The following is a 21,317-nucleotide window of genomic DNA, read 5'->3' as shown; positions in this document are numbered from 1 at the left end:
TTTATCCAGAATACCCTTACTGTAATTCGCTCATGAGTTTTATGGATTCCATTCGTGGCATGTCGTTCTTCGATATGCACGTTCACATGACTTCCCGCACGACCGACGATTATCAGGCTATGGCCGATGCCGGTGTTGTCGCCATGATTGAACCCGCATTCTGGCTGGGCCAGCCTCGTACGGGCGTTGATTCGTTCCGGGATTATTTTGCCAGTCTGGTCGGTTGGGAGCGTTTTCGGGCGTCGCAGTTCGGAATCCGCCATTACTGCACAATCGGTCTGAACTCGAAAGAAGCCAATCAGGAAGAACTGGCCGAACAGGTTATGGAAATCCTGCCGTTGTTCATCTATAAAGAAGGCGTGGTCGGTGTGGGCGAAATAGGCTTCGACGATCAGACGGCTGCCGAGGACAAATACTACCGGGCACAACTGGATCTGGCAAAAGAAGCGGGTTTGCCGGTGCAGATACATACCCCGCACCGGGACAAAAAACAAGGTACTAGCCGCAGCATGGACATTGCGCTGGAACACGGACTTGACCCCGGCATGGTCATCGTGGACCACAACAACGAAGAGACGGTGCGTGAGGTACTGGACCGGGGTTTTTGGGCTGGATTCACCATTTACCCGTTTACCAAAATGGGCAACGAGCGTATGGTCGAGATTGTCAAGCAATACGGCCCTGAACGCATTATGATCAACTCGGCTGCCGACTGGGGAATCAGTGATCCGCTGGCCGTACCGAAAACAGCCGCGTTGATGAAACAAAGCGGTATTTCGGACGAAGCGATTCGTCTGGTGACCTTCACCAACGCCGTAACCGCCTTTGCGCAGAGTGGTCAACTAAGCCTTGAAGAACTGATGCAGCCAATGGGCATCGATCAAAGTCAGCGGTACAACGGTAGCTCGGTACTGCGTGGTGGACAGGCACCGAGAGTAGATAAAGACTCAACGATAATCCGATAATGGTGAAAGCACTCCTTTCCCTTACCCGTCCTGCCAACCTCGTCACGGCTATAGCTGATGTGTTGGCGGGTATGGCGATTGCGGGGTACTTTCTTATTCCTAATCCCCCGCCAGCTCCGGTAGGCTGGCTTACGCTGGCAACGGTTTGTCTGTACGGCGGTGGCGTCGTTTTCAACGATGTGTTCGACGCCGAACTCGACGCTATTGAACGGCCCGAGCGTGCCATTCCAAGCGGATTGGTCAGCAAAAATACGGCTACCTTATTAGGAACTGTTTTATTGCTCGTCGGAATTATAGCCTCCTTCATGGTCAACCAGACGGCTGGTTTTCTGGCGCTTGGTATCGCTGTCGCATCGCTGGTTTACGATCGGTTTGGCAAGCATCACAACTGGCTGGGACCGGTCAACATGGGTTTGTGCCGGGGCTTAAATTTGTTGTTGGGGATAAGCGTAATTCCTGAGCAGGTAATGCCGTGGGCGTGGGTGGGGCTGGTACCCATCGCGTATATTGCCGCAATCACTATGATCAGTCGCGGTGAAGTACACGGCGGTAGCCCAACTACGCTTCGGGCGGCTGGATTGCTGTATGCGCTGGTTATTGGCTGCGTAGCGGCATTGGCACAACAACGTCAACAGTTAGGAACCGCTTTGCCGTTTCTGATCCTGTTTGGCTATTACATCTTTCCACCACTTTGGCGAGCCGTTCGTGAGCCAGTCGGTCGCAACATCGGTATGGCTGTGCGGGCTGGTGTTTTATCGCTTATTGTGATGAATGCGGCCTGGGTAGCGGCTTTTGCTTCCTTTCCGTTGGCGATGCTGGTGTTCTGCCTGCTACCGCTGTCGAGGTTACTGGCAAAGATCTTTGCCGTAACGTAATTGCTGACGGTCACCATCTGCCCTGATCGTGACCGTCGCTTCACTTTCTACCAATTTTTATGAAGTATACCGTACTCCTCTTTCTTTTTCTGTCACAAACCGCCTTTAGTCAACAGTACAAACCACGACCTATAACCGGCTTACTCGGTGCGTTCGGTGCTGAGGTTGAACTAGTCAAACAAACGCTCAAAAATCCAAAAACGGTAGTCGTTGATGGGGTGACGTTCACGACTGGCCGCCTGGGTAAACAGAAAGTTGTCGTGGCCGAAACGGGTATTGGAAAAGTAAACGCGGCTATGACGACCGCTTTATTGCTTGATCATTTCCGGCCCGAGCGTGTATTGTTTACAGGCATTGCGGGGGGCACTAATCCAGAGTTGCAACCGGGTGATATCGTCATTGCTGGTCGTACGGCACATCACGATTACGGGTCAATTACCGATAAAAATACCCCGACCCGTCAGACGCGGAACGTGATTACAAAGCAGTTTAACCCGGTTTATTTTCCGGCGGACACCTCGCTGATGCGATTAGCGGAAAAGGTGGTCAAGGACATTCCCCTCGAAGGAATTCCGCTGGCGTCAGGTGGTGTTTCTGACCGGCCCGTAAAAGTCGTGACGGGTACCGTTGTAACGGGTGATGTGTTTGTGGCATCGCCGATAAAAGTAAGCAGCCTGCGGGCCGACTTCGGGGCCGATGCGACCGAAATGGAAGGTGCAGCTATCGCGCAGGTATGCTATCAAATCAACGTGCCGCACCTGATTATTCGTAGTCTCAGTGATCGGGCCGACGCTGAAGCACACATCGCCTTCGACAAATTTTACCCAACAGCCGCCCGAAATTCAGCCAAACTCGTTATTGCGATCGTACAGGCGTTATAAGTTAAGGTCAATACCTTTCGCTCGGAAAAAGCGAATAAGTTTGCCGACTGACCGCTTTTTGGTCATATTGAGACATCGTACATAGCAATCTGATGGTTGCGTTTTCAAATGTTCACTACAAACACGTTCCAGCCAAAGAATCCGTTTCGGTCATTCTGGTGGGCTGGTTATGAATGCACCGATCAGCTCAACTGCTTCGGAAATCGGGTTGACTTCTTACCATTGACGGGGCATTTACAGTTATTGGGTCAGGATTATACCGATCTCAGCCAATTCGCTATTCGTACCGTTCGGGAAGGAGTGCGCTGGAGTCAGGTCGAAAAAACAGCCTATCAATACGATTGGAGTGTTGTCCGGCAGATGCTGGAAGAAGGACATCGGCAGGGTATTCAGCAAATCTGGGACTTGTGCCATTTTGGTTACCCCGACGACCTGACGCCCCTTCATCCGATGTTTGCCCGTCGTTTTGCCGCTTTCAGTCGTGCTTTTGTCCGTTTCTACCGCGATCTGTATCCCGATGAAGAACTCATTGTGACGCCGATCAACGAAGTGAGTTTTATGTCCTGGCTCGGAGGAGACGCGCGGGGTACATCGCCTTACTGCACAAAACAGGGCTGGGAAGTGAAGCTCGGACTGATGAGAGGCTATATTGAAGCAATAGCCGGGATGCGTGAGATCGACCCTTCTATTCGTATCCTGACTACCGAGCCGCTGGTGCATATGGTTCCTCCTCTGAACGCGACAAGAAAGGACATTATGGATGCTGCCATTGCCGACGAAAATCAATTTCAGTCGGTCGATATGCTGGCAGGATCGATTGCACCGGAGCTGGGAGGGAAGCCGGAGTATCTTGACATGCTGGGTTTTAACTACTATTATAACAACCAGTGGATCAACAAGACGGGGACGTTTTTGGGCTGGAACGATGCTATTCCCGATTCACGATGGGTTCCGATGCGCCGGTTGCTGATGAAAGCGTATCACCGATATGGTAAACCGATTGTTCTGACCGAGACGAGCCATCCGGGTATTGACCGGCCTGTCTGGATCGAGATGGTCGGACGCGAATGCGCGGCTGTAATTGAAGCGGGCATTCCGCTCTGGGGGGTGTGCCTGTATCCAATCATCGACCGGCCCGACTGGGATCATTTAGACCGGTGGCACCATTCTGGTTTGTGGGATGCTGATTTATCGGTCAATCCACCCAGACGTGTGTTGTACGAACCGTACGCCAAGTCGCTTTTGAAAGCACAGGGTGTCGTTGCTGATGCGTCGTTGCTGACGAGCCAAGTCATTGCCGAATAATTGATACGTTAGCCGTACGTCGGTCGTCGCGCTTCAACATAAGCGCGGCTAAGCGTTGCCCAGGTAAGTTGTGTTGTACACTGTACAGTTGAGGCCATATGAAACAAACGCTTACGTTTTTTGCATTTTTCCTGGTATCGACTACCTTATTTGGGCAAAAACTTAAACCGGGCTTCGAGAAAGCGGAATACATCGAGCTGATGAGCGTATTTGCCCGGCAAGTGGACACCTTGCCGCCAGATAGCCCGATTCCAAAACCACAGCGGTTCAAGTTTGTGTATCGTTCGCCGGTGGTGGGTCTTGACAACCGGTGTGACTTATGGACATCGGCTGATTCCGTAGCGGTTATCAGCATCCGCGGAACCACACTCGACCCTGTCGGTTGGTTGGAGAACTTCTACGCAGCCATGGTGCCAGCCAAAGGGCAGTTGGTTTTATCGAACGATTATAAGTTTGATTATCAACTGGCCGAACATCCGCAGGCTGCGGTACATATTGGCTGGCTTATTGGAACCGCTTTTCTGGCGCAGAACATACTACCCCGGCTTGATTCATGTATTCGAGCCGGGGTAACCAATTTTTACATCATGGGGCATAGCCAGGGGGGAGCCATCGGGTATCTGATGACATCTCATCTGAAGCAGTTGCAGAAGCAGGGAAAGATACCCGCCACGGTTCGGTTCAAGACCTATTGCAGTGCTGCGCCCAAGCCCGGTAATTTGTTTTATGCGTACGAATACGAAGCCCTGACCGCTGGGGGCTGGGCGTTCAACGTGGTCAATTCAGCCGATTGGGTTCCCGAAACACCGATTACAATTCAGACGATTGACGATTTCAATCAAACCAACCCATTCTCCAACATCCCCGCTTTACTCAAAAAGCAGAAGTTTCCCCGGAATCTGGCGTTAAAATACGTCTTTAACAAGCTGTCTAAACCAGCACGTAAGGCGCAAAAAAATTACCAGAAGTACCTGGGTAGCTTTGCCAGTCGGTACGTAAAAACAAACTTGAAAGAGTACATTCCGCCCACGTTTTACCAATCCAGCCATTACGTCCGAACGGGGTCATTCGTAGTGCTGCTGGCCGACGAAGCGTATCATAAAAAATACCCCGATAACAAGAAAACGATCTTCGTGCACCATCTGCTGGGGCCTTATCTGTACCTCGCTTCTAAGTTACCGTGATCAGAATACGATCAGTTACAGGTATATCTGCACCATCTTGTGCCAATCCTCGGCCTGATGGGCTCGACCTTCCCATATGTAAAATTCGTGAGAGACGTTTTTTAAGGAAAGCGTTTCGCTCAAGGCGCAGTTGCTGTTTAAAAAAGGATCGGCGGCCCCAACCGTCATGACAATCTGCATCCGGCGCAGTTCGTTTAGAATCGCGTCTTCTTCCAGGTTCGGCAGAAAATGATTGGGCGTGTGAAAGTAAATATTTTCGTCATAGTAGTCATCGAATAGACCGCGAAACTCTGCTACCGGAGCAGATAAGTCATACCGGCCACTAAGCGCTACTAATTTACCAAACCACTGAGGATGCCGAAACGCAATGTTGGTAGCATGGTAAGCCCCCAGGCTGCATCCGTGCGAAATCATGAACGGCTGTGGATTTTTCAGGCGAGAAAACGGTAGTACTTCGTTCAGAATGTAGTGTTCGTACTGGCTGTGGCGCTTGATGCGTTCGTGCGGAGCAATGTAGCGGTTGTAAATGCTTTCTCGATCAACGCTGTCAACGCAGAACAGCTGAATCCAGCCGTTCTCGATCCGGTCGGCGAGCGCGCTGACCAAACCCAGCTCTTCGTATTCATAGAAACGCCCGCGTCGGGTCGGGAAGACCAGAACGCGAGCTCCTGCATGACCAAAAACAAGCAACTCCATATCGCGGTTCAGATTCGGGCTGAACCACTTATGATACTCGCGATTCATAGTGATGGCGGTAGTTACGGTGAAATTGCAGCAGGCAACGCAAACAATGGCAGCTTAGTACGTAAACAAATTATTAAAGATTTGTAATTGCTGTAAAACCTGCTTCCAAACCTGATAACCTGCCGGGGTAAGGTGAAGACCATCAGCCTGAAAAAACTCGCGACGTGGCTTACCATCAGTACCCAACAAAGCAGTTGTCATGTCAATGGTTTTAAAGTTTGGCAGCTCATTTATTTTGTCGGCAATGAGTTTATTGGTCGCGCGAATCTTATCGGCAATATCCCAGCGAGCAGGGCTGAGTTTTATGGACAGGTAGTAAAATTGGGTATCGGGTAACTGCCGACGTACCTTTTCCGCCAGTGCGCAGAAAAACAAGTATACTTCTTCCGGATGGCGATTATCACCCAGATCGTTATCACCGGCGTAAAATACAATGCACCTGGGGTTAGCGGGAACGACCAATCGTTCAAAAAACCACGCGCAGGCCGCCAGTGTTGAGCCCCCGAAGCCTAAATTAAGCGCTGTGATATCCGGAAAATCCTGCGCCAGTGTTGACCAAAGGCGGATAGACGAACTGCCGTAAAATACGACTCGGTCCGACGTAGATAGATTAGACTTAATTTTAGTTTCGAGCTGTCGAACTTCGTCTTCGTACCAGATCATCTGGTTATAAATTGGTTAAGTTTTGCCTTATGGCTTCGTATAAAGGGTACGTTATGTGTACCGTGCTAAGTTATGATAACTCAAAAGCAAAGAATGTGTTGCAGCACATCGTTAAACACATGAGTATTTGGTCTGATCGTACCCGCGAAAAAATGGGAAGTCTACTTCTTAACTACCTCCGCTACGTTCGTTGAACTGGGTTGAGTAGCCGTTACCCACTTCCGCATAATACCCGCCAAGGGACGGAACTCGATCAGGAAACCGTCGTGCCCATAAAGCGAATCAATTTCTTCGTAGGTGGCCTCTGGAATGTGCCGGGCCAGGAACTGCTGCTCAGTTGGCGGGAAAAGTAAATCCGAGCGAATACCGACAACTAAGGTTCGGGCTTTTATTTGATTGAGCGCATTCAGAATACTTCCCCGGTTACGACCAACGTTGTGCGAATCCATAACTTTCGAAAGCGTCCAATACGTAAAGGCATTAAAACGATCCGCTATTTTTTCGCCTTGGTAGCGTTGGTAACTAGCCGCTTTGTAACCGTCCAGTTGCTCATTGTTGTCGAGCGCCTGCGTAAAGCCGTAGGTGTCATAATTCCGGTACGAGATCATGGCCATTGCCCGCGCTGCTCGCATACCTGCTGTTCCCGCATCGTCGCGCTGTTCGATCCAGGTAGGATCGGCCTCGATGGCCATACGCTGTGCTTCATTGAAGGCAATACACCAGGGAGAGGCTACAGCACTCGCTGCAATAAGCACCAGATTCTCAATTAACTGAGGGCGTAAAATAGCCCACTCAACTGCTTGTTCACCGCCGAGAGAGCCGCCGATGCAGGTGTGAATTTTTTCGATTCCCAGTTCCTGACGCAGTAAATCCAATGCTTCGACCATATCGCGGATCGTTAGCGCGGGAAAGTCGTGATGAAAAGGTCGACCCGTGCTGGGGTTGGTTGACAGCGGGCCCGTTGATCCATAGCAGGAACCAAGCACATTGGCACAGACGATGAAGTGATTTTCCGGATTGAAATATTTCCCTTGACCGACCATACCGCCCCACCAATCGCCGGGGTCAGCGTTACCGGTCAGGGCATGGCAAATCCAGACAACGTTAGAACCTTCGTCGTTTAGTGTTCCGCGTGTCGTGTAGGCCAGTTGAAAGCCCGGCAGGCTCTCGCCCGATTCGAGAGGGAACGAATATTTGTAGTCGAAATAATGAATGTCCAATGGATAATGCGTTTTCTGGCCTGACATTTTCAGTGAAGACCGCGCAAACTGAAAATCGTAAACATAAAGAACCGCCCAAGACCACTCCCGGTCTTCGGTTTAATAGGGTAGTATGCTTAGTAGGCCGCGGGGGGCGTACAGTGCTGAGTATAGCGCATTTAAGTATACGATTTATAGTCCCTAATGATCCGCTGCTGCGGTTGCTTTAGGCAGGAGTTAGCACCTTGCCAAGTGGTAGGTTGCCAGCGATTCGCAGAGCCTGATCTCTCCTCGCTTCTGTATAAATCAATTGACGTCGGAGTTTGGATTGACGCCTGACAATTGACTTGATAGCGCAAGTATAATAGGCAAACGGCGCCAATCCAAACGCCAGGGGGATTTTCTACCGTTGGGTTATTTTTTCAACTTCGCGGTTTGGTAGGGCGTATTTAGTCCGCCTGATGTTTACTTTTGTAAGGAAGATACGTTGCTGATGAGCCAGACTTACCGTTATAATCGCGAAAACGCTACACGAACCTCCGGAACTACATCGTTGAAGGATGCAATCGGGCAGTTACTGAAAGCCTATCAACTCCAGACGCGCTTTAACGAAACCTACCTCGAAGCGTTTTGGGGCCGCATGATGGGACCAACCATTGCCTCGCGGACCAACCGGATCTACGTTCGGGACCGCAAGTTGCATATTGAAATTACGTCGGCTCCCTTGCGCAATGAACTTGTTAACGCGAAGCAAAAGCTCATCCAGCTCGTTAATAAAGACATGGGTACCGACGTGATCGACGACGTGGTATTTATCTAATACTGTCAACGATCAGCATCGTCTAGAACTCGATAAATAGATTTTGTCTTTCCTGCTGCATCGTCAGCGGCTCCTCCACAAAGCGGGCGTTCAAGCCCAACCGTTGGCACATCGCCAGCCACTCCTGTTTAGGAATTACCAGAAAGCCGTTATTCTTGCGCACTGTATAGTAAGCCGATAAGCGTAAGCGAATCAGAAGTCTGATCATCGTCAGCAACTGACCCTGCCGGAGTGAACGCCCGATGATGCTGCCAATGTCTTTGAGTACACTACCCCCCACCATCAGGTCGCAGATCATGGCTTTGGCACCGGGGGCAGCTACCGCTTTTATTGCCTTTAGCAACTGCTCTACTTCGGCTGCATTGCGGTAATACTGAACGACGCTCATCACGATGATCACATCGAACTTCTGGTTCAGGACCGGGCTAAAATTGAGATAATCGTCCGGCGATAAATCGTGAAAATAAACGTTTGGATGCCCGGCGTGTTTCTGGCGGGCGATCTCGTTATATCGTTTGGATACATCCAGGCCGTGGATCTCGGCAACCCGGTCGTGCCAGGCCGTTTCCAGATTGCCCGGACCAGAGCCAATGTCCAGTACCTTTAGCTTTTTCGACAGAGGAATGTATTTCTCTACCCGCGCCAGAAAGTAAGCATAATTGACGGACATTGAGTCGTCAAATTCGTTTTCTTCCTGCCAGAAATCAAGCCATGTTGCCGCTCCTTGCGCCATTTAGTTTGTGTTTGGATAAAGGATGATTGTGTAATTGATCTACCGACGTTTACTTACTTCGAGCCTGCCCCCGTGGCGAACTACGTGTTGTTTTCGAGTGAAAGCCCAGCCTCCCGAACATCTGTTGACGAAGAAAACGGAGTCGGTCTGTGCATCAGGTAAATAATTCGGAACCAGATCAGCACGCAAGGTAATGCTTTCAGCGCGTATGGTAAGACAAAACGATCGCGCAGATAGACCGGAAATATATCACTCGGCGAAAAAACCGTCAAGACGAGGCAACTGATTAGCAAGACTCGGTCCAATACGCTCTGCGGGCAATAGAACCACCAGAGCATAACGCCCGTGACGGCAGTGATGTACGTAGGCGATTCAGAAACGGGGTTGAAAATAACCTGAAAGATCAGGATCGAAGCGACCATCAGCATCCGGAAGTACCGCTGCGTAAACCGTTTAATGTGCATGTAAACCGTGCAGAACAGCGCTACACCGAAACCGATAATGACCGGTGTCGGCACGTCCGGGGAAATAAACAGGTGCACAAGTCGGTGAATCGAGGTATTCGCCCATTTGTCATGATCGGACTTGATCAGCAGTTGATTTACCCACAGTTCGTACTGCCAGAGCAATTTTGCCGGAGATGTAAACAAAAGTGGCAGCAAACCAAGCACGATAGCCCAGCCAACCATTGCCAGTAAAAAACGAATCTTTTGCGGATACAACAGAAACAAAGCTGCTGCTACAAGGCTGTATATCTTGATGTTAAAGCCAAGGACGATAAAGAAGGCGGCCCAGATGGGTTGCTTTTTTTCAAAGCTAATGAACGCGAACAGCGGAATCGCACCAATCAGCGGATTTGTCTGGCTGTTAACCAGCGATGTAAATAATTCTTGCAGACAGAACCAGTACGCGAAAACTTTTTGCTGGTGGGTAAGCGGCATTCGGTAAATAGCCAACGCCCAAACGCCAGCAAACAGAAAATGCCACAGAAAGAGCCCTACTCGGAATGGCAGGGCAAAAATGGGTGCGAATAAGGCCGCAAATGTAGGGGCGTAATGATAGTGATCACTGTATTCGGCGGGGTATTCACTGTACAGCGTTTTCCCGTCTATCAAATGGTACAGCGAGTAGTAAAAAATCTTATAGTTATTGGAGTCGAGCAGAATTACTATCCGCGTGCTGGCGAATAAGGTAAGCAGGGCGTAAACACCAAAAATAAAGCGGTAATCGCTGAATATAGGCTTTTTGAAAAAGGACAGCATCAAAAGAGGATATCAGAAGCAAAAGATCCGGTCAGTGAGCAACTGCTTCGAGTTGTCGGGTAAATTCGTCCATGGTTTCAAATTCACCCATTGGTTTTAAGTAACGTAACAGCGCTTCGACCCGATCGAGCAACTCATCGCGCGAGTGCCGACGAACATAGGTCGGTATCTTTTCGTAAGCCGCTAGATCCGTAAATTCCCAGGGATGTACGTACAGATTCAAAAAACCATCCGTCGCTAGTGTTTGCTTGCAGAGTGATTTGTAATACGAAAAAGGAAAGTTTTTTAAACTAAGCCAGAACAAAGGAAGGCGCAGTCTTGGCGTTACCGAAGCCGGAATTTGCCAGACGCCTAACTCCTGGAATGGGTGCCGGGGTTCGCCCCAATGATTGTAACGACCCGGAAGCCAGGTTGGGTGCAACGATGAATTATACTGATAACCCGCTTTCTGGACATCGTTCGGATTAACAAAGCCCATGCGGGCCCGCCGAAAACCGGTTATGGGCTTGTCGAGCAGTTTTTCCAGAGCAAGCCGTGATGTTAGTAAGTCAGCTGGTTCAAACGTCGTGTGATAATAGCCATGCGAAGCTATTTCATGCTTAGTAGCAAGCTGCCGGATTAGGGCAGGCTCATGAAGCGCGTAGTTGGCCGTTGTGAAAAGGGTAGTACGCGCACCCACTGCATCAAATCGTTCGGCTATCAGGCGCAGCCCCCGCGTCGAAACGGCTATCTGTTCGTCCAGCGAAATGTCGTGGCCGAACTCAACAGCCGTGTCAAATTCTTCTACGTCAACGGTGAATAATATACTTCTCCTAGCTGTGCTTCGGTTGGGGGTTCCCATACGGTAACGGTTTCCTCAATATCGCTCGTATCGCCAATAATGTAGGCGGGGCGCTGTTTTACTTCCACAAACGTTTTGCCCAAATATACGCCGATAATACCGATCATAATAAATTGAGCACCGCCAATCAGCACAGAAAGTACGACTAAGGTCGTCCAGCCCGATACGGTTGCGTCGGTGAAAAAATACTCATACAAGGTTTCCAGTCCGAACAGGCTGGCAAACAAAAACATCCCAAAACCAAGCAATACCGATAAATAGAGCGGTTTCGTCGAGAACGACGTAATGCCCATAGCGGCCAATTGCATCATTTTACGAAACGAGTATTTTGACCGGCCAGCGTAGCGGGCAGCGGGTTGATACAAGATCCGGCACTGGCGGAAACCTACCCAGGAGATGGCTCCGCGCAGGAACAGATCGTTCTCCTTGAACTGCTTTAATGTATCAATAACTTTCCGGTCCAGCAGCCGAAAATCAGCCGCGCCGTCTTCAATTTTTAACCCTGAAACCTTCCGAAGTAGGCTATAGAATCGTTTTGAGGTTGTACGTTTAAACCACGACAGACTTTCGTCCGGTTGCCGAACGGTATAAACAACTTCGTAGCCTTCCTGCCATTTGGCAATTAGGGTAGGGATAAGTTCAGGCGGATGCTGAAGGTCGGCATCCAGACAGATGACGGCCTGACCTCTGGCGTTTTCGTAACCAGCTCGCAACGCCATCTGATGACCGAAGTTTCGCGAAAAAGAGATAAACCGTACTACAGGGTAAGCTTTGCTCAACTGGCGAAGAACGTATCGGGTCTGATCCGAACTACCGTCATCGACAATCAGAATCTCATACGATTGATAAGGCTTCATAACAGCCATAAGTCGATGAACGAGAACAGGCAAGTTCTCTTCCTCATTGTAGGCTGGCACGACTATACTAATCATACCTTCGGTTAATGTCATCTTCGTAGGTTAGTACCATTTGGCGCGATCACGCCAATTTTTTCGCTAAAGTAAGTATTTATACTTAATTCTTTGGTTAAGGTTCTATTAAAGTTGCCAGAAATTTTTCAGGAGGCTAAATAGTAATAGAAAGTTCTTTTCTGAGCAGAGTACACGATTATTGGTCAAAAACAGAACATATACCCGAAAAGCTAGTCTAAAGCGGAAGAGGAGTACCTCACTAACCCCAAAATTAGCTAAAAGTTCAGTAGTACTTTTTGCGGTTCCTATCAGAAAGGAATAAGTTTTCATATGATTTGGTTATGCCGCTCATTATGAAGTCTTTTTGGTCCTCAAATCAGTCGATTAGTTGTCCATAAGTGGTATAAAATGCGCTTAAGGCTTATAGCGCGAACCGTGCCAAAACTGCTACCGAATTCTTACTTTTGTGGTACATAACGAACGGTTTCACCAAACCTTTTGGGGCGACCGTGCATATAGCTACAGCAGCCTCCAAAGTGGGGTGCAAAGACAAAACTGACTTGATTGTTCCTCCTTTTTTACGTCCCGGTGATACAGTTGGCGTGGTAGCTCCCGCCAGTTGGTTTCCTTACGAAGAATTGTCCGACGGTTTGCGTATTCTTCGCGATGTTTGGCAGTTAAATGTTATCGAAGGTGATAGCCTTCGGACTATTGATGGTCCGTTTGCGGGTTCAGATGAACTGCGACGTACTGATTTGCAGCGGTTGTTTGATGATCCTTCCGTAAAAGCAGTCTTTGCCGCCCGTGGCGGGTATGGTTGTTACCGGATTGTTGATCAGCTAGACGTGACACGGCTGCAACAGAATCCAAAATGGCTTGTCGGGTTTAGCGATATAACCGTCTTACTCAGTCTGCTTTACAAGCACGGTATACAAAGCATTCATGGGTTGATGCCCCGGCAGTACGGCCATCCCGACCGGGCGGAATCACTTGAGTCGGTACGGCAATGGCTGTTTGGTGAGGGGCCTGACTATTACGCAGTGCCGGATCATGCGCTCAACCGGGTGGGTGAAGCAGAAGGACCGCTGGTAGGAGGCAATCTTACCATTCTGGTTAATTCGCTTGGTACGTTCACGGATATCGATTTGGCCGGAACAATTCTATTTATCGAAGATATTAACGAAACGTTCTTCTCGGTTGACCGGATGATGACGCAGCTTCGGCGGGCGGGTCGGCTGGAAAAATTAGCCGGATTGGTTGTGGGACAGTTTAACGATATGCGGATCAATCCGTCGTTGCCATTCGGAAAAAATGCATTCGAGATTATCGCCGACGCCGTTGCGGGGTATAGCTATCCTGTTTTGTTTAACTTTCCGGCTGGACACGTTGACCAGAATCTTGCTCTTCCCATTGGGCACACCATACGGCTGGAAGTAGGTAGTGGTAGCAGTCGGCTGGTGTTTTAGTCTAGGAACAACTCGATAGCGATCGGTACAGGTACTTAGAACCAGAAAGAGCCGGCACTGATCCGGCTCTTTCTGGTTTAGCTTTATTTGATGTACCGGAAATCTTCTCCGCCTTTCAAGGCGAGTAAGGTTTCGTACATGAGTTTGATCACGTTCTGCACGTCGTCTTTGTGAACCGTTTCGACGGTGGTGTGCATGTACTTGAGCGGGAGCGAAATCAGGGCCGATGCAATTCCTTCGGTAGCGTAGGCAAAGGCGTCGGTATCGGTGCCTGTCGAACGGCTAACCGCCTGTCTCTGGAACGCAATGTTCTGCTGTGCAGCAACGCCGATCATGAAGTCGAGGACGTTGTTTTGCACCGCTGGTCCGTAGCATAACACCGGTCCGTCGCCACATTTAAGGTCGCCCTGTTCTTTCTTGTCGTATTTCGGCGACTGGGTATCGTGTGTCACGTCGGTACAGATAGCCAGATCGGGGCGAAGTCGCCGGGCAATCATTTCGGCGCCACGCAGTCCAATTTCCTCCTGAACAGCGTTGACCACGTAGAGCGTGAAGGGCAGTGTTACGTTATTTTCTTTCAGCAACCGGGCTACTTCCGCAATCATAAAGCCGCCCATGCGGTTGTCCAACGCCCGACCAACAAAATAGCGGTCGTTTAGCTCCATCAAGCCGTCGGAGAACGTGCAGACCGTGCCAACGTGGATACCCATGTCCAGTACTTCCTGTTTGGTGGTAGCACCTACGTCGATGAACAGGTCCGTTACTTTCGGAGCGCTATCTTTGGCGAGATCCCGAACGTGAATGGCCGGCCAGCCGAACACGCCATCGACCACGCCTTGTTTGGTGTGAAGATGAACGCGCATGGAAGGAGCAATCAGGGCATCAGAACCACCGTTACGCCGAACAAACAAATAGCCATCGTCGGAGATGTAGTTGACAAACCACGAAATCTCGTCAGAGTGGGCTTCGATCACTACTTTGTAATCCTTTCCTGGGCCGATCACACCGACGGCTGTTCCGTATGTATCGACAATGTGCTCGTCGATGTACGGCTTGAGGTAATCCAGCCAGATCTGCTGCCCCGACGATTCGAAGCCCGTTGGTGAGGCATTGTTAAGGTACTGATACAAAAAATCTTTACTGTGCTCGTTCATTGCGCTTGAAAATAAACTATTCACGAACGACTGATGCGTCAAACTCGGAATGCTAGATGAATGAAAATCAAATATAGGCGATTGCTTGATGTACTAAACTTTATCACGGTAAAAACTACACTAACTGGCAAGTTAGGATAACCCCGGAATGCCTAACAAGTCATTCGGGTTTGGGCAGATGGCGAGGAATTTTGCGCGGTCGCTGACGGAGCAGACACCCGGAAAGTCGCCTTCGCTGCCCAGCATGTCGGTCATCAATTGAAAATGCAGGTGCGGAGGCCAGTCGCCATTTTCGGGATAGGGGCCAATCTCGGCAATCTGCTCGTTTTCTTCAACCCGCTTCCCGACGTACAATCCCTCCAGCGACGACCGCGTTAGATGGCCGTACAAACTATAGAGCGGCTTTCCGTCAACCGTGTGTTCCAGAATGATCGTGGGTCCATAGTCGCCAAAGTGATCGTTGTCCTGAAAACTATGCACGTTCCCGGCCAGCGGTGCGTAGACAGGCGTTCCGGCTTCGGCCCAGAAGTCAATGCCAAGGTGAATTTCACGCGGTTCTTCGGCGGTGTTGAAATGCGCACTTCGGCGGTAGATAACCCGTTGTTCGTTGTAGCCGCCCATGCCTACCTGTGCCCCTGCCTCCCGTAATTTGCCGAAAACGTAATCGGTGAAAGTAACCGTGTCCGTCAGGTCCAGCGTTGCCAGATCGGGATTGGTAGCCGAAAAATCAAGCACTACGTAGGGGGCTTTTACTTGATGGGCGTCTTTCTGAAAAAGAAAAGGAAGAAGCATGGGCAATCAGGAAATGGAACAAGTGATAAAATCAATGTATGAGAATTCTATCGTTAAAAGTATTAAGAATTTGCACGCGCTGGCTTTTCACTCTTTAAGAACGAATTACGTGCACCAACTACTAAAAAAAATGATGAAAGGTAAGCGTCGACTGGGGGTAGTGGGAGTTTGCCTGTGCCTTCTGCTGAACAATTGTATGAGCCCCGAAACCGTCACGTTACCGGGGGGCTGGCATACAAAAGCATCGCTACAAGGGCCAGCTCGCAGCGCTGCGGTAACATTCACAATCGATAATAAAGCGTATGTCGGGACTGGGCTAACGATAGAAAGAGGGGCTCTTGCCGACTTTTGGCAGTACGATACAGACACGAATCAATGGACTCAGGTCGCTGATTTTCCCGGTAAAGCGCGTAGCGAAGCTGTGGGTTTTGCCGTTAGCAACAAAGGGTACGTTGGTACGGGTATCGACGGAGCCAGTGGCAAGCTGCTGCGTGATTTTTATCAATTTGATCCTGCCGCCAATGCCTGGACGCAGGTGGCGGATTTTGGCGGTTCCGCCCGACGGTCGGCGGTAGCCTTCGCCATTGGTCAAACAGGGTTCGTCGGGACGGGTACGGACGGTAACGAACAGCGTGATCTATGGGGGTACGATCCGACAGCGGACACCTGGACGCGGGCGGCTGATTTTGGCGGACGGGGACGAGTCGGTGCGGCTGCTTTTGTGATTAATGAGACGGCTTACGTTGGTACTGGCAATGCCGCCGGGATAAATCAACCGGATTTTTGGGCGTATGACCCGGCTAAAAACCTGTGGAAAGAGCGCAAAAACTTCGCTGAAACATCCATCGCGCGTTCGTATGCCGTCGGCTTCGCGATCAACAACATTGGCTATTTTGTGACGGGAGCCTGTAGTCAGCGCTCCGGCGACTATGATCTATGGGGGTATGACCCAACTACCGATTCCTGGACCAACAAATCATCCTTCGAAGGAACCGCCCGGCAAAAAGCAGTTGGGTTCAGCGTTGGCTCAAAAGGCTACGTCACGACAGGTGTATACGGTCGGGCCAGCTATGATGATCTATGGGCGTTCACACCCTAACCCAAAGAGCAGTCTTGCTGATTCCGGTTGCTGAAAGTATATTTACAGCTATTTTTTCGTTGTTAGAAGCATATTCTTCGGCAAACTAAGTTATTAACCTTACGCTATGGAAATTACTGCTGAAAAGCCTATCAAGCAAGCCACGCTATTTGGCCACCCGATGGGCCTTTTCGTTTTGTTTTTTACCGAGATGTGGGAGCGTTTCAGTTACTATGGAATGCGAGCCATCTTACTACTGTTTCTGATCGATAACGTTCGGGGCGGTATGGGCTTAACCGAAGCCGATGGAGCGGCTATTTATGGCATTTATACGGCCTCGGTATACCTGCTTTCGCTGCCCGGTGGCTGGCTTGCCGACAACATACTAGGGCAACGGAAGTCGATCTTCTACGGTGGTATGGTCATCATGCTTGGTCACATCATTCTTGCCATTCCGTCCGGGCCGAGTTTATTCTATCTGGGTTTATCGACCGTCGCCATCGGCACCGGAATGCTGAAACCTAATATCAGTAGCATCGTGGGTGAGTTGTATCCCGAAGGGGGAGCACGCAAAGACGCGGCTTTCTCGATTTTTTACATGGGCATCAACACCGGGTCGCTGCTTGGTATCTCGGTGGTGGGTTATCTGGGGCAAAAGGTTGGCTGGCATTACGGTTTTGGCGCGGCAGCCATTGCGATGGCACTCGGTATCATTACTTTCCGCACCTTTGGGCCACGATACCTCGGTGATCATGGCAATTTTGTCGCTCCGGTAGCCGCAGCCCAAGGACAGTCATCGAGCGGAAACCGTTCCCTATTGCTGTTTCTGGTTGTGGTGGTAGCCATATTAGCGACCTTGCAATTGACCGGGGTGTTGGACATGACTACGGCCCAAGGGTTGGCGCAGGCGATGGGAGCGATTATTTCGTTGATTGCCGTCGGCTATTTCCTGTATATTTTAATTGCGGGCGGACTGGATACGGTCGAGAAAAAGCGCGTAACGGTGCTTTTTGTTTTTTTCATCGCTGCGGCTGCCTACTGGGCGGGTAATGAACAACAAGGGTCATCGCTGCAAATTTTTGCCGATCGTTACACAGAGCTGAATCTATTCGGCTGGGAAATGCCGTCGAGCTGGTTCCAGAACCTGAATCCAGCCTTTATTCTCCTTTTTTCGCCTGTTCTGGCGGGTTTATGGGTCTTTCTGGCGAACCGCAAAATTAGTTACCCCGTACCGGCTAAAATGGCTACGAGTTTGATTCTGTTAGGGATAGCGTATATCGTCATGGTCGTTGCTGCGAAGATTGCGCTGACCGGTGAGCGTACATCACCCCTCTATCTGTCGCTTACTTACTTCTTTTTCACGCTCGCCGAGTTATTCCTGAGCCCGGTGGGATTGAGTTCGTTTTCTAAGCTATCTCCCAAACGCTACACCAGTCAGCTGATGGGACTCTGGTTCGTGGGTTCGTCATTGGGCAATCTGATTGCGGGGCTGTTTGCCGGTGGATTCGATGAGAAGAATGTGCAGCAGATGCCACAGCTGTTTCAAAGTGTCGCTTATTTCAGTTTAGGCTTTGGGGTACTGCTACTACTCTTTGTAAAACCGCTGAAAAAATGGATGGGTGGTATTGACTAAACGCTGATGTCTGTCTTCAAACAGAACGGTTCCTGAACGACGAATGCCACTACCGAGAGTAGTGGCATTCGTTTTTTACCCGCCTGCTTTTTTGGCTTTGTAACCCTTGTCAGAGAGCCACGCCAGTACCTTATCGCGGTGATCGCCCTGAATCAGGATTTCATCGTCTTTCGTTGAGCCACCTGCGCCACAAGCGGCTTTCAGTTTTTTGCCTAAGTCACCCAGGTCCGATTCGGTTCCAACGAAGCCGCGCACGGTCGTTACCACTTTATTGCCGCCTAACTTCACCAGCCAGATTTTCAGGTTTTGCTGAGCCGGAGCTAAGGTTTCGGTTTCGGATTCCTGGTCGGGTTGGTAGGCAAAATCGGGATTGGTTGAGTAAACAATTCCGGTTCGGTTTTTCTTGCTCATAACTGCGCTGTTTATTGCAAAAGTACAGTTTTCCCATTGCCTTGTTTGTTCCGATTATAGTTCGAGCATTTGCCGTACGGCTTCCCCGTACGTACTACCGGTGGTCAGTTTTGTGCCTTTTTTATCGTTGATGGCGAGCAAAAATTTGCCGTCGAAGTGCTTGTGAACTTCGGTAACTTTATGCCGGTTGACCATCACGGATCGACTAACGCGCACGAATGTGTCGGGCAGCTTTTCGTTGAGTGTTGTCAGCGTATACGTTGTCAGGAATTTTTGACCGTCCGTTGTGGCCAGGAAAACGTACTTATCCTCGGCTTCGAAATAAGCAATATCTGATAGGGGAATTAGTCGGATCTTTTCACCCGTCTTCACTGAGATGGAATAGATTTCTTTCTTCGGCTGCATCTGGGCTAAAAGTCGCAACATGTTGTCCGTCATGGGATTACTGCCCAACTGCGACGAATCGTTCCGCTCGACGAGTGTTCGGATTTTCTGCGCTGTACGGGCTAACCGGTCTGCCTCAATCGGCTTCAACAGGTAATCGACCGAGTTCTCTTCGAAAGCTCGAATAGCGTATTGATCGAAAGCAGTCGCAAAAATCACCAGCGGCATGGCTGTCAAGCGCGATAGCATTTCGAAGCCGTTAAGCAGGGGCATTTCGATGTCCAGAAAAATAACATCGGGTCGTTCGGCCTCAACGAGCGTCAGCCCTTCGGCTCCATTGGGTGCATCGCCGATGACCTCAAACGTATCACTATATTTTGTGAGCAGACGACGTAATCGACTGATCGCAAGTTGTTCATCGTCAATAAGTATGGTTCTAAGCGGGAATGTCATTGGTTCTTGAAATTAAGCGTCTGTGTCAGGAATTACCAGAGAATGGTCGCTGCGAACTTTACTCATAAGAATTGAAATAAGAACCTGCTTGAGCGGCCAGTTCTGTAACTCAACCCGCGCATCTTCGCCGTAAAGCAGTTTAAGTTTATCCTGAATACTACGCAGGCCGTAGCCACCGTCCATATCGTCCGGGAAAGCGGGGCCATTGTCGTGCACGCATAAGTGCAATTCGCCCTCTTTCTCGTAGATGCGCACATCGATCCGGCCCATATCGGCGCGTTTGGCAATGCCGTGTTTGATTGCATTTTCAACGATGGGCTGGAGCAAAAACTGCGGTAGTTTTAATTCGTTGAGGGTCGGGTCAGCTACTTCGACGCTGAACGTAAGCCGATTGCCGAAACGCACCTGTTCCACTTGCAGATAGGTTTTGACCATCTCCAGTTCGTCGGCCAGCGTAGCAAATAATTCGCCGGTGCGTCCGGTTGAGTAGCGGAACAGTTTGGACAGGAGCAGCGTCATTTCTTCGGCCTTGTCCGGATCGTCGTGCACTAGACTGGCAATGCTATTGAGCGCGTTGTACAGAAAGTGCGGGTTGATTTTGGCCTGCAACGCGTCTAGCTCAGCGCGGGTTTTCAACTTTTCCAGATTCAGAAGCTGAAATTCCTGTTCCGACAGTTTGCGGGTGAGCTGCCTGCCCTGCTGAAGGACGTACAGAAAGAAGTTAGCGATCAGCAAGTCACCCATCACGTACACATACCAGGAAGCGGTCTTTTCGTAACCACCCGGTCGTTTGGCCAGTTCAACGAGATAAGGTCTGCCGACTAGCGCATAGATGCTTAAGTTTACCACAAAGAAGCTGCATAGAATGCATAGGCTAATGATGAGGTGACGCTGCCAGACCGCCGGAACTCGTCGCGCCAGCCAGCTTGACAATGACCATGTTAGTAAAAAAACGACGATCCCATCCGCCATGTTCTGTATGATCAGAAACCGGTACAAACCCGCAACCAACGGATCTTTGGCCGACGAAATCAGATGCGTGAAATAGACGATAGCGTTACAACCGTAGATCAGCAAAGCGCCTAATAGTGCTCCGATGAGTGTACCCCAGCCGGGCTTTTGCAGAACTTTGGTCAGCGTAATTGGCTCCGCTTTTGTCGGTTTGGGCATGTATTTGCTGCGTCCGGCAAAATTGAACGTCGCCCCTTCGACGTTTGCACCCGTCAGGTTTACATCCTGCAATCCGCAGAAATTCAGATTGGCCTCGTAGAGGTCAGCATCCGTAAAGTCGGCTCCGCTCAATTCCGAAAAACTCAGATTCGCCTGTCGTAGTACAGCACCCCGAAAATTGGCTCGCGTGAGGTTCGAGAAACGAAGATCAGCCTGTGTCAGATTGATACCGCTGAAGTCGAAATTAGACAGGTCCGACGCTCGCATGTTGAGTCGTTTCCCATTTTTGCCAATCGTGCCGATAAGTTGCTCGCGAGTCATTAGCTGATTAATCCGTTTGTGGTTGGCGTTTATGGCTACACAACTGTACGTCGAAAATGTCGACAATATACC

General features: G+C 50.0%; 21 protein-coding genes and 1 riboswitch. Of the genes, 9 read left to right on the top strand and 12 right to left on the bottom strand.

Going from position 1 to position 21,317, the window contains the following annotated elements:
- Nucleotides 1-32: 32 nt before the first annotated feature.
- The 5 genes from LQ777_RS20615 (at nt 33) to LQ777_RS20595 (ending at nt 5,210) form a co-directional block, all read left to right on the top strand.
- Nucleotides 33-965 (top strand): TatD family hydrolase, encoded by a 933-nt coding sequence (locus LQ777_RS20615; protein WP_232559827.1) that lies wholly within the window; start codon nt 33-35, stop codon nt 963-965.
- Nucleotides 965-1,840, top strand: a complete 876-nt coding sequence (gene eboC / locus LQ777_RS20610) for a UbiA-like protein EboC (RefSeq protein ID WP_232559826.1) — start codon at nt 965-967, stop codon at nt 1,838-1,840. The genes LQ777_RS20615 and eboC overlap by 1 nt, the downstream gene beginning before the upstream one ends.
- A 59-nt stretch (nt 1,841-1,899) precedes the next feature.
- Nucleotides 1,900-2,721, top strand: a complete 822-nt coding sequence (locus tag LQ777_RS20605) for a 5'-methylthioadenosine/adenosylhomocysteine nucleosidase (protein WP_232559825.1) — start codon at nt 1,900-1,902, stop codon at nt 2,719-2,721.
- Nucleotides 2,722-2,829: 108 nt separating this feature from the next.
- Nucleotides 2,830-4,026, top strand: a complete 1,197-nt coding sequence (locus tag LQ777_RS20600) for a glycoside hydrolase family 1 protein (protein WP_232559824.1) — start codon at nt 2,830-2,832, stop codon at nt 4,024-4,026.
- Between the two features lie 98 nt (nt 4,027-4,124).
- The gene (locus LQ777_RS20595) at nt 4,125-5,210 is read left to right on the top strand and encodes a lipase family protein (protein WP_232559823.1); all 1,086 of its coding nucleotides are present in this window, start codon (nt 4,125-4,127) and stop codon (nt 5,208-5,210) included.
- 15 nt (nt 5,211-5,225) lie between these two features.
- On the opposite strand, the gene LQ777_RS20590 is transcribed toward LQ777_RS20595, so the two are convergent.
- The 3 genes from LQ777_RS20590 to LQ777_RS20580 all read right to left on the bottom strand — a co-directional run bounded on the left by LQ777_RS20590 (nt 5,226) and on the right by LQ777_RS20580 (nt 7,837).
- Complete coding sequence (locus LQ777_RS20590; RefSeq protein ID WP_232559822.1) at nt 5,226-5,954, bottom strand: esterase family protein; 729 nt, start codon at nt 5,952-5,954, stop codon at nt 5,226-5,228.
- 54 nt (nt 5,955-6,008) lie between these two features.
- Nucleotides 6,009-6,617 (bottom strand): GDSL-type esterase/lipase family protein, encoded by a 609-nt coding sequence (locus tag LQ777_RS20585; RefSeq protein ID WP_232559821.1) that lies wholly within the window; start codon nt 6,615-6,617, stop codon nt 6,009-6,011.
- A 161-nt stretch (nt 6,618-6,778) separates the two neighbouring features.
- A complete protein-coding gene (locus LQ777_RS20580; protein WP_232562883.1) occupies nt 6,779-7,837 on the bottom strand; it encodes a homoserine O-acetyltransferase family protein in 1,059 nt (352 codons plus the stop codon).
- A 168-nt stretch (nt 7,838-8,005) separates the two neighbouring features.
- A riboswitch (SAM riboswitch) is annotated at nt 8,006-8,124 on the bottom strand.
- Between the two features lie 185 nt (nt 8,125-8,309).
- On the opposite strand from LQ777_RS20580, the gene LQ777_RS20575 reads away from it, so the two are divergent.
- Nucleotides 8,310-8,636: a DciA family protein gene (locus LQ777_RS20575; protein ID WP_232559820.1), complete on the top strand. Its 327-nt coding sequence runs from the start codon at nt 8,310-8,312 to the stop codon at nt 8,634-8,636.
- A 22-nt stretch (nt 8,637-8,658) separates the two neighbouring features.
- Here the strand turns inward: LQ777_RS20575 and LQ777_RS20570 are convergent, their stop codons facing one another.
- The 4 genes from LQ777_RS20570 to LQ777_RS20555 form a co-directional block, all read right to left on the bottom strand.
- Nucleotides 8,659-9,369, bottom strand: a complete 711-nt coding sequence (locus LQ777_RS20570) for a class I SAM-dependent methyltransferase (RefSeq protein ID WP_232559819.1) — start codon at nt 9,367-9,369, stop codon at nt 8,659-8,661.
- An 80-nt stretch (nt 9,370-9,449) separates the two neighbouring features.
- Complete coding sequence (locus tag LQ777_RS20565; protein ID WP_232559818.1) at nt 9,450-10,631, bottom strand: glycosyltransferase family 87 protein; 1,182 nt, start codon at nt 10,629-10,631, stop codon at nt 9,450-9,452.
- A 31-nt stretch (nt 10,632-10,662) separates the two neighbouring features.
- Nucleotides 10,663-11,472 (bottom strand): polysaccharide deacetylase family protein, encoded by an 810-nt coding sequence (locus LQ777_RS20560; protein WP_232559817.1) that lies wholly within the window; start codon nt 11,470-11,472, stop codon nt 10,663-10,665.
- Nucleotides 11,415-12,422, bottom strand: coding sequence for a glycosyltransferase family 2 protein (locus tag LQ777_RS20555; protein ID WP_232559816.1), 1,008 nt, complete (start codon nt 12,420-12,422; stop codon nt 11,415-11,417). The genes LQ777_RS20560 and LQ777_RS20555 overlap by 58 nt, the downstream gene beginning before the upstream one ends.
- A gap of 521 nt (nt 12,423-12,943) precedes the next feature.
- On the opposite strand from LQ777_RS20555, the gene LQ777_RS20550 reads away from it, so the two are divergent.
- Nucleotides 12,944-13,849 (top strand): S66 peptidase family protein, encoded by a 906-nt coding sequence (locus tag LQ777_RS20550; RefSeq protein WP_232562882.1) that lies wholly within the window; start codon nt 12,944-12,946, stop codon nt 13,847-13,849.
- Nucleotides 13,850-13,932: 83 nt separating this feature from the next.
- On the opposite strand, the gene LQ777_RS20545 is transcribed toward LQ777_RS20550, so the two are convergent.
- Together LQ777_RS20545 and LQ777_RS20540 are read right to left on the bottom strand one after the other, a co-directional pair.
- The gene (locus tag LQ777_RS20545) at nt 13,933-15,003 is read right to left on the bottom strand and encodes a M42 family metallopeptidase (protein WP_232559815.1); all 1,071 of its coding nucleotides are present in this window, start codon (nt 15,001-15,003) and stop codon (nt 13,933-13,935) included.
- Between the two features lie 132 nt (nt 15,004-15,135).
- Nucleotides 15,136-15,795: a peptidoglycan DD-metalloendopeptidase family protein gene (locus tag LQ777_RS20540; RefSeq protein WP_232559814.1), complete on the bottom strand. Its 660-nt coding sequence runs from the start codon at nt 15,793-15,795 to the stop codon at nt 15,136-15,138.
- Between the two features lie 196 nt (nt 15,796-15,991).
- On the opposite strand from LQ777_RS20540, the gene LQ777_RS20535 reads away from it, so the two are divergent.
- Together LQ777_RS20535 and LQ777_RS20530 are read left to right on the top strand one after the other, a co-directional pair.
- A complete protein-coding gene (locus tag LQ777_RS20535) occupies nt 15,992-16,894 on the top strand; it encodes a Kelch repeat-containing protein (RefSeq protein WP_232559813.1) in 903 nt (300 codons plus the stop codon).
- 106 nt (nt 16,895-17,000) lie between these two features.
- Nucleotides 17,001-18,506 (top strand): peptide MFS transporter, encoded by a 1,506-nt coding sequence (locus LQ777_RS20530; RefSeq protein WP_232559812.1) that lies wholly within the window; start codon nt 17,001-17,003, stop codon nt 18,504-18,506.
- Between the two features lie 75 nt (nt 18,507-18,581).
- On the opposite strand, the gene LQ777_RS20525 is transcribed toward LQ777_RS20530, so the two are convergent.
- Genes LQ777_RS20525 through LQ777_RS20515 form a run of 3 tightly spaced genes read right to left on the bottom strand, consistent with a single transcriptional unit; the run spans nt 18,582 to nt 21,245 of the window.
- Nucleotides 18,582-18,917: a translation initiation factor gene (locus LQ777_RS20525; RefSeq protein ID WP_232559811.1), complete on the bottom strand. Its 336-nt coding sequence runs from the start codon at nt 18,915-18,917 to the stop codon at nt 18,582-18,584.
- 54 nt (nt 18,918-18,971) lie between these two features.
- Nucleotides 18,972-19,754 (bottom strand): LytR/AlgR family response regulator transcription factor, encoded by a 783-nt coding sequence (locus tag LQ777_RS20520; RefSeq protein ID WP_232559810.1) that lies wholly within the window; start codon nt 19,752-19,754, stop codon nt 18,972-18,974.
- 12 nt (nt 19,755-19,766) lie between these two features.
- Nucleotides 19,767-21,245 (bottom strand): histidine kinase, encoded by a 1,479-nt coding sequence (locus tag LQ777_RS20515; protein WP_232559809.1) that lies wholly within the window; start codon nt 21,243-21,245, stop codon nt 19,767-19,769.
- Nucleotides 21,246-21,317 lie beyond the last annotated feature (72 nt).

Source organism: Spirosoma oryzicola (assembly GCF_021233055.1).
Taxonomy (GTDB): domain Bacteria; phylum Bacteroidota; class Bacteroidia; order Cytophagales; family Spirosomataceae; genus Spirosoma; species Spirosoma oryzicola.
The sequence above is the reverse complement of the archived record's forward strand: the minus strand, read 5'-3'. Positions and strand labels throughout refer to the sequence as shown.

Excerpts from the sequence above, each read along its gene's own strand:
- LQ777_RS20615 (WP_232559827.1), top strand. The coding sequence starts at position 33 with ATGAGTTTTATGGATTCCATTCGTGGCATGTCGTTCTTCGATATGCAC.
- eboC (WP_232559826.1), top strand. The coding sequence starts at position 965 with ATGGTGAAAGCACTCCTTTCCCTTACCCGTCCTGCCAACCTCGTCACG.
- LQ777_RS20605 (WP_232559825.1), top strand. The coding sequence starts at position 1,900 with ATGAAGTATACCGTACTCCTCTTTCTTTTTCTGTCACAAACCGCCTTT.
- LQ777_RS20600 (WP_232559824.1), top strand. The coding sequence starts at position 2,830 with ATGTTCACTACAAACACGTTCCAGCCAAAGAATCCGTTTCGGTCATTC.
- LQ777_RS20595 (WP_232559823.1), top strand. The coding sequence starts at position 4,125 with ATGAAACAAACGCTTACGTTTTTTGCATTTTTCCTGGTATCGACTACC.
- LQ777_RS20590 (WP_232559822.1), bottom strand. The coding sequence starts at position 5,954 with ATGAATCGCGAGTATCATAAGTGGTTCAGCCCGAATCTGAACCGCGAT.
- LQ777_RS20585 (WP_232559821.1), bottom strand. The coding sequence starts at position 6,617 with ATGATCTGGTACGAAGACGAAGTTCGACAGCTCGAAACTAAAATTAAG.
- LQ777_RS20575 (WP_232559820.1), top strand. The coding sequence starts at position 8,310 with ATGAGCCAGACTTACCGTTATAATCGCGAAAACGCTACACGAACCTCC.
- LQ777_RS20570 (WP_232559819.1), bottom strand. The coding sequence starts at position 9,369 with ATGGCGCAAGGAGCGGCAACATGGCTTGATTTCTGGCAGGAAGAAAAC.
- LQ777_RS20565 (WP_232559818.1), bottom strand. The coding sequence starts at position 10,631 with ATGCTGTCCTTTTTCAAAAAGCCTATATTCAGCGATTACCGCTTTATT.
- LQ777_RS20560 (WP_232559817.1), bottom strand. The coding sequence starts at position 11,472 with ATGGGAACCCCCAACCGAAGCACAGCTAGGAGAAGTATATTATTCACC.
- LQ777_RS20555 (WP_232559816.1), bottom strand. The coding sequence starts at position 12,422 with ATGACATTAACCGAAGGTATGATTAGTATAGTCGTGCCAGCCTACAAT.
- LQ777_RS20545 (WP_232559815.1), bottom strand. The coding sequence starts at position 15,003 with ATGAACGAGCACAGTAAAGATTTTTTGTATCAGTACCTTAACAATGCC.
- LQ777_RS20540 (WP_232559814.1), bottom strand. The coding sequence starts at position 15,795 with ATGCTTCTTCCTTTTCTTTTTCAGAAAGACGCCCATCAAGTAAAAGCC.
- LQ777_RS20535 (WP_232559813.1), top strand. The coding sequence starts at position 15,992 with ATGAGCCCCGAAACCGTCACGTTACCGGGGGGCTGGCATACAAAAGCA.
- LQ777_RS20530 (WP_232559812.1), top strand. The coding sequence starts at position 17,001 with ATGGAAATTACTGCTGAAAAGCCTATCAAGCAAGCCACGCTATTTGGC.
- LQ777_RS20525 (WP_232559811.1), bottom strand. The coding sequence starts at position 18,917 with ATGAGCAAGAAAAACCGAACCGGAATTGTTTACTCAACCAATCCCGAT.
- LQ777_RS20520 (WP_232559810.1), bottom strand. The coding sequence starts at position 19,754 with ATGACATTCCCGCTTAGAACCATACTTATTGACGATGAACAACTTGCG.
- LQ777_RS20515 (WP_232559809.1), bottom strand. The coding sequence starts at position 21,245 with ATGACTCGCGAGCAACTTATCGGCACGATTGGCAAAAATGGGAAACGA.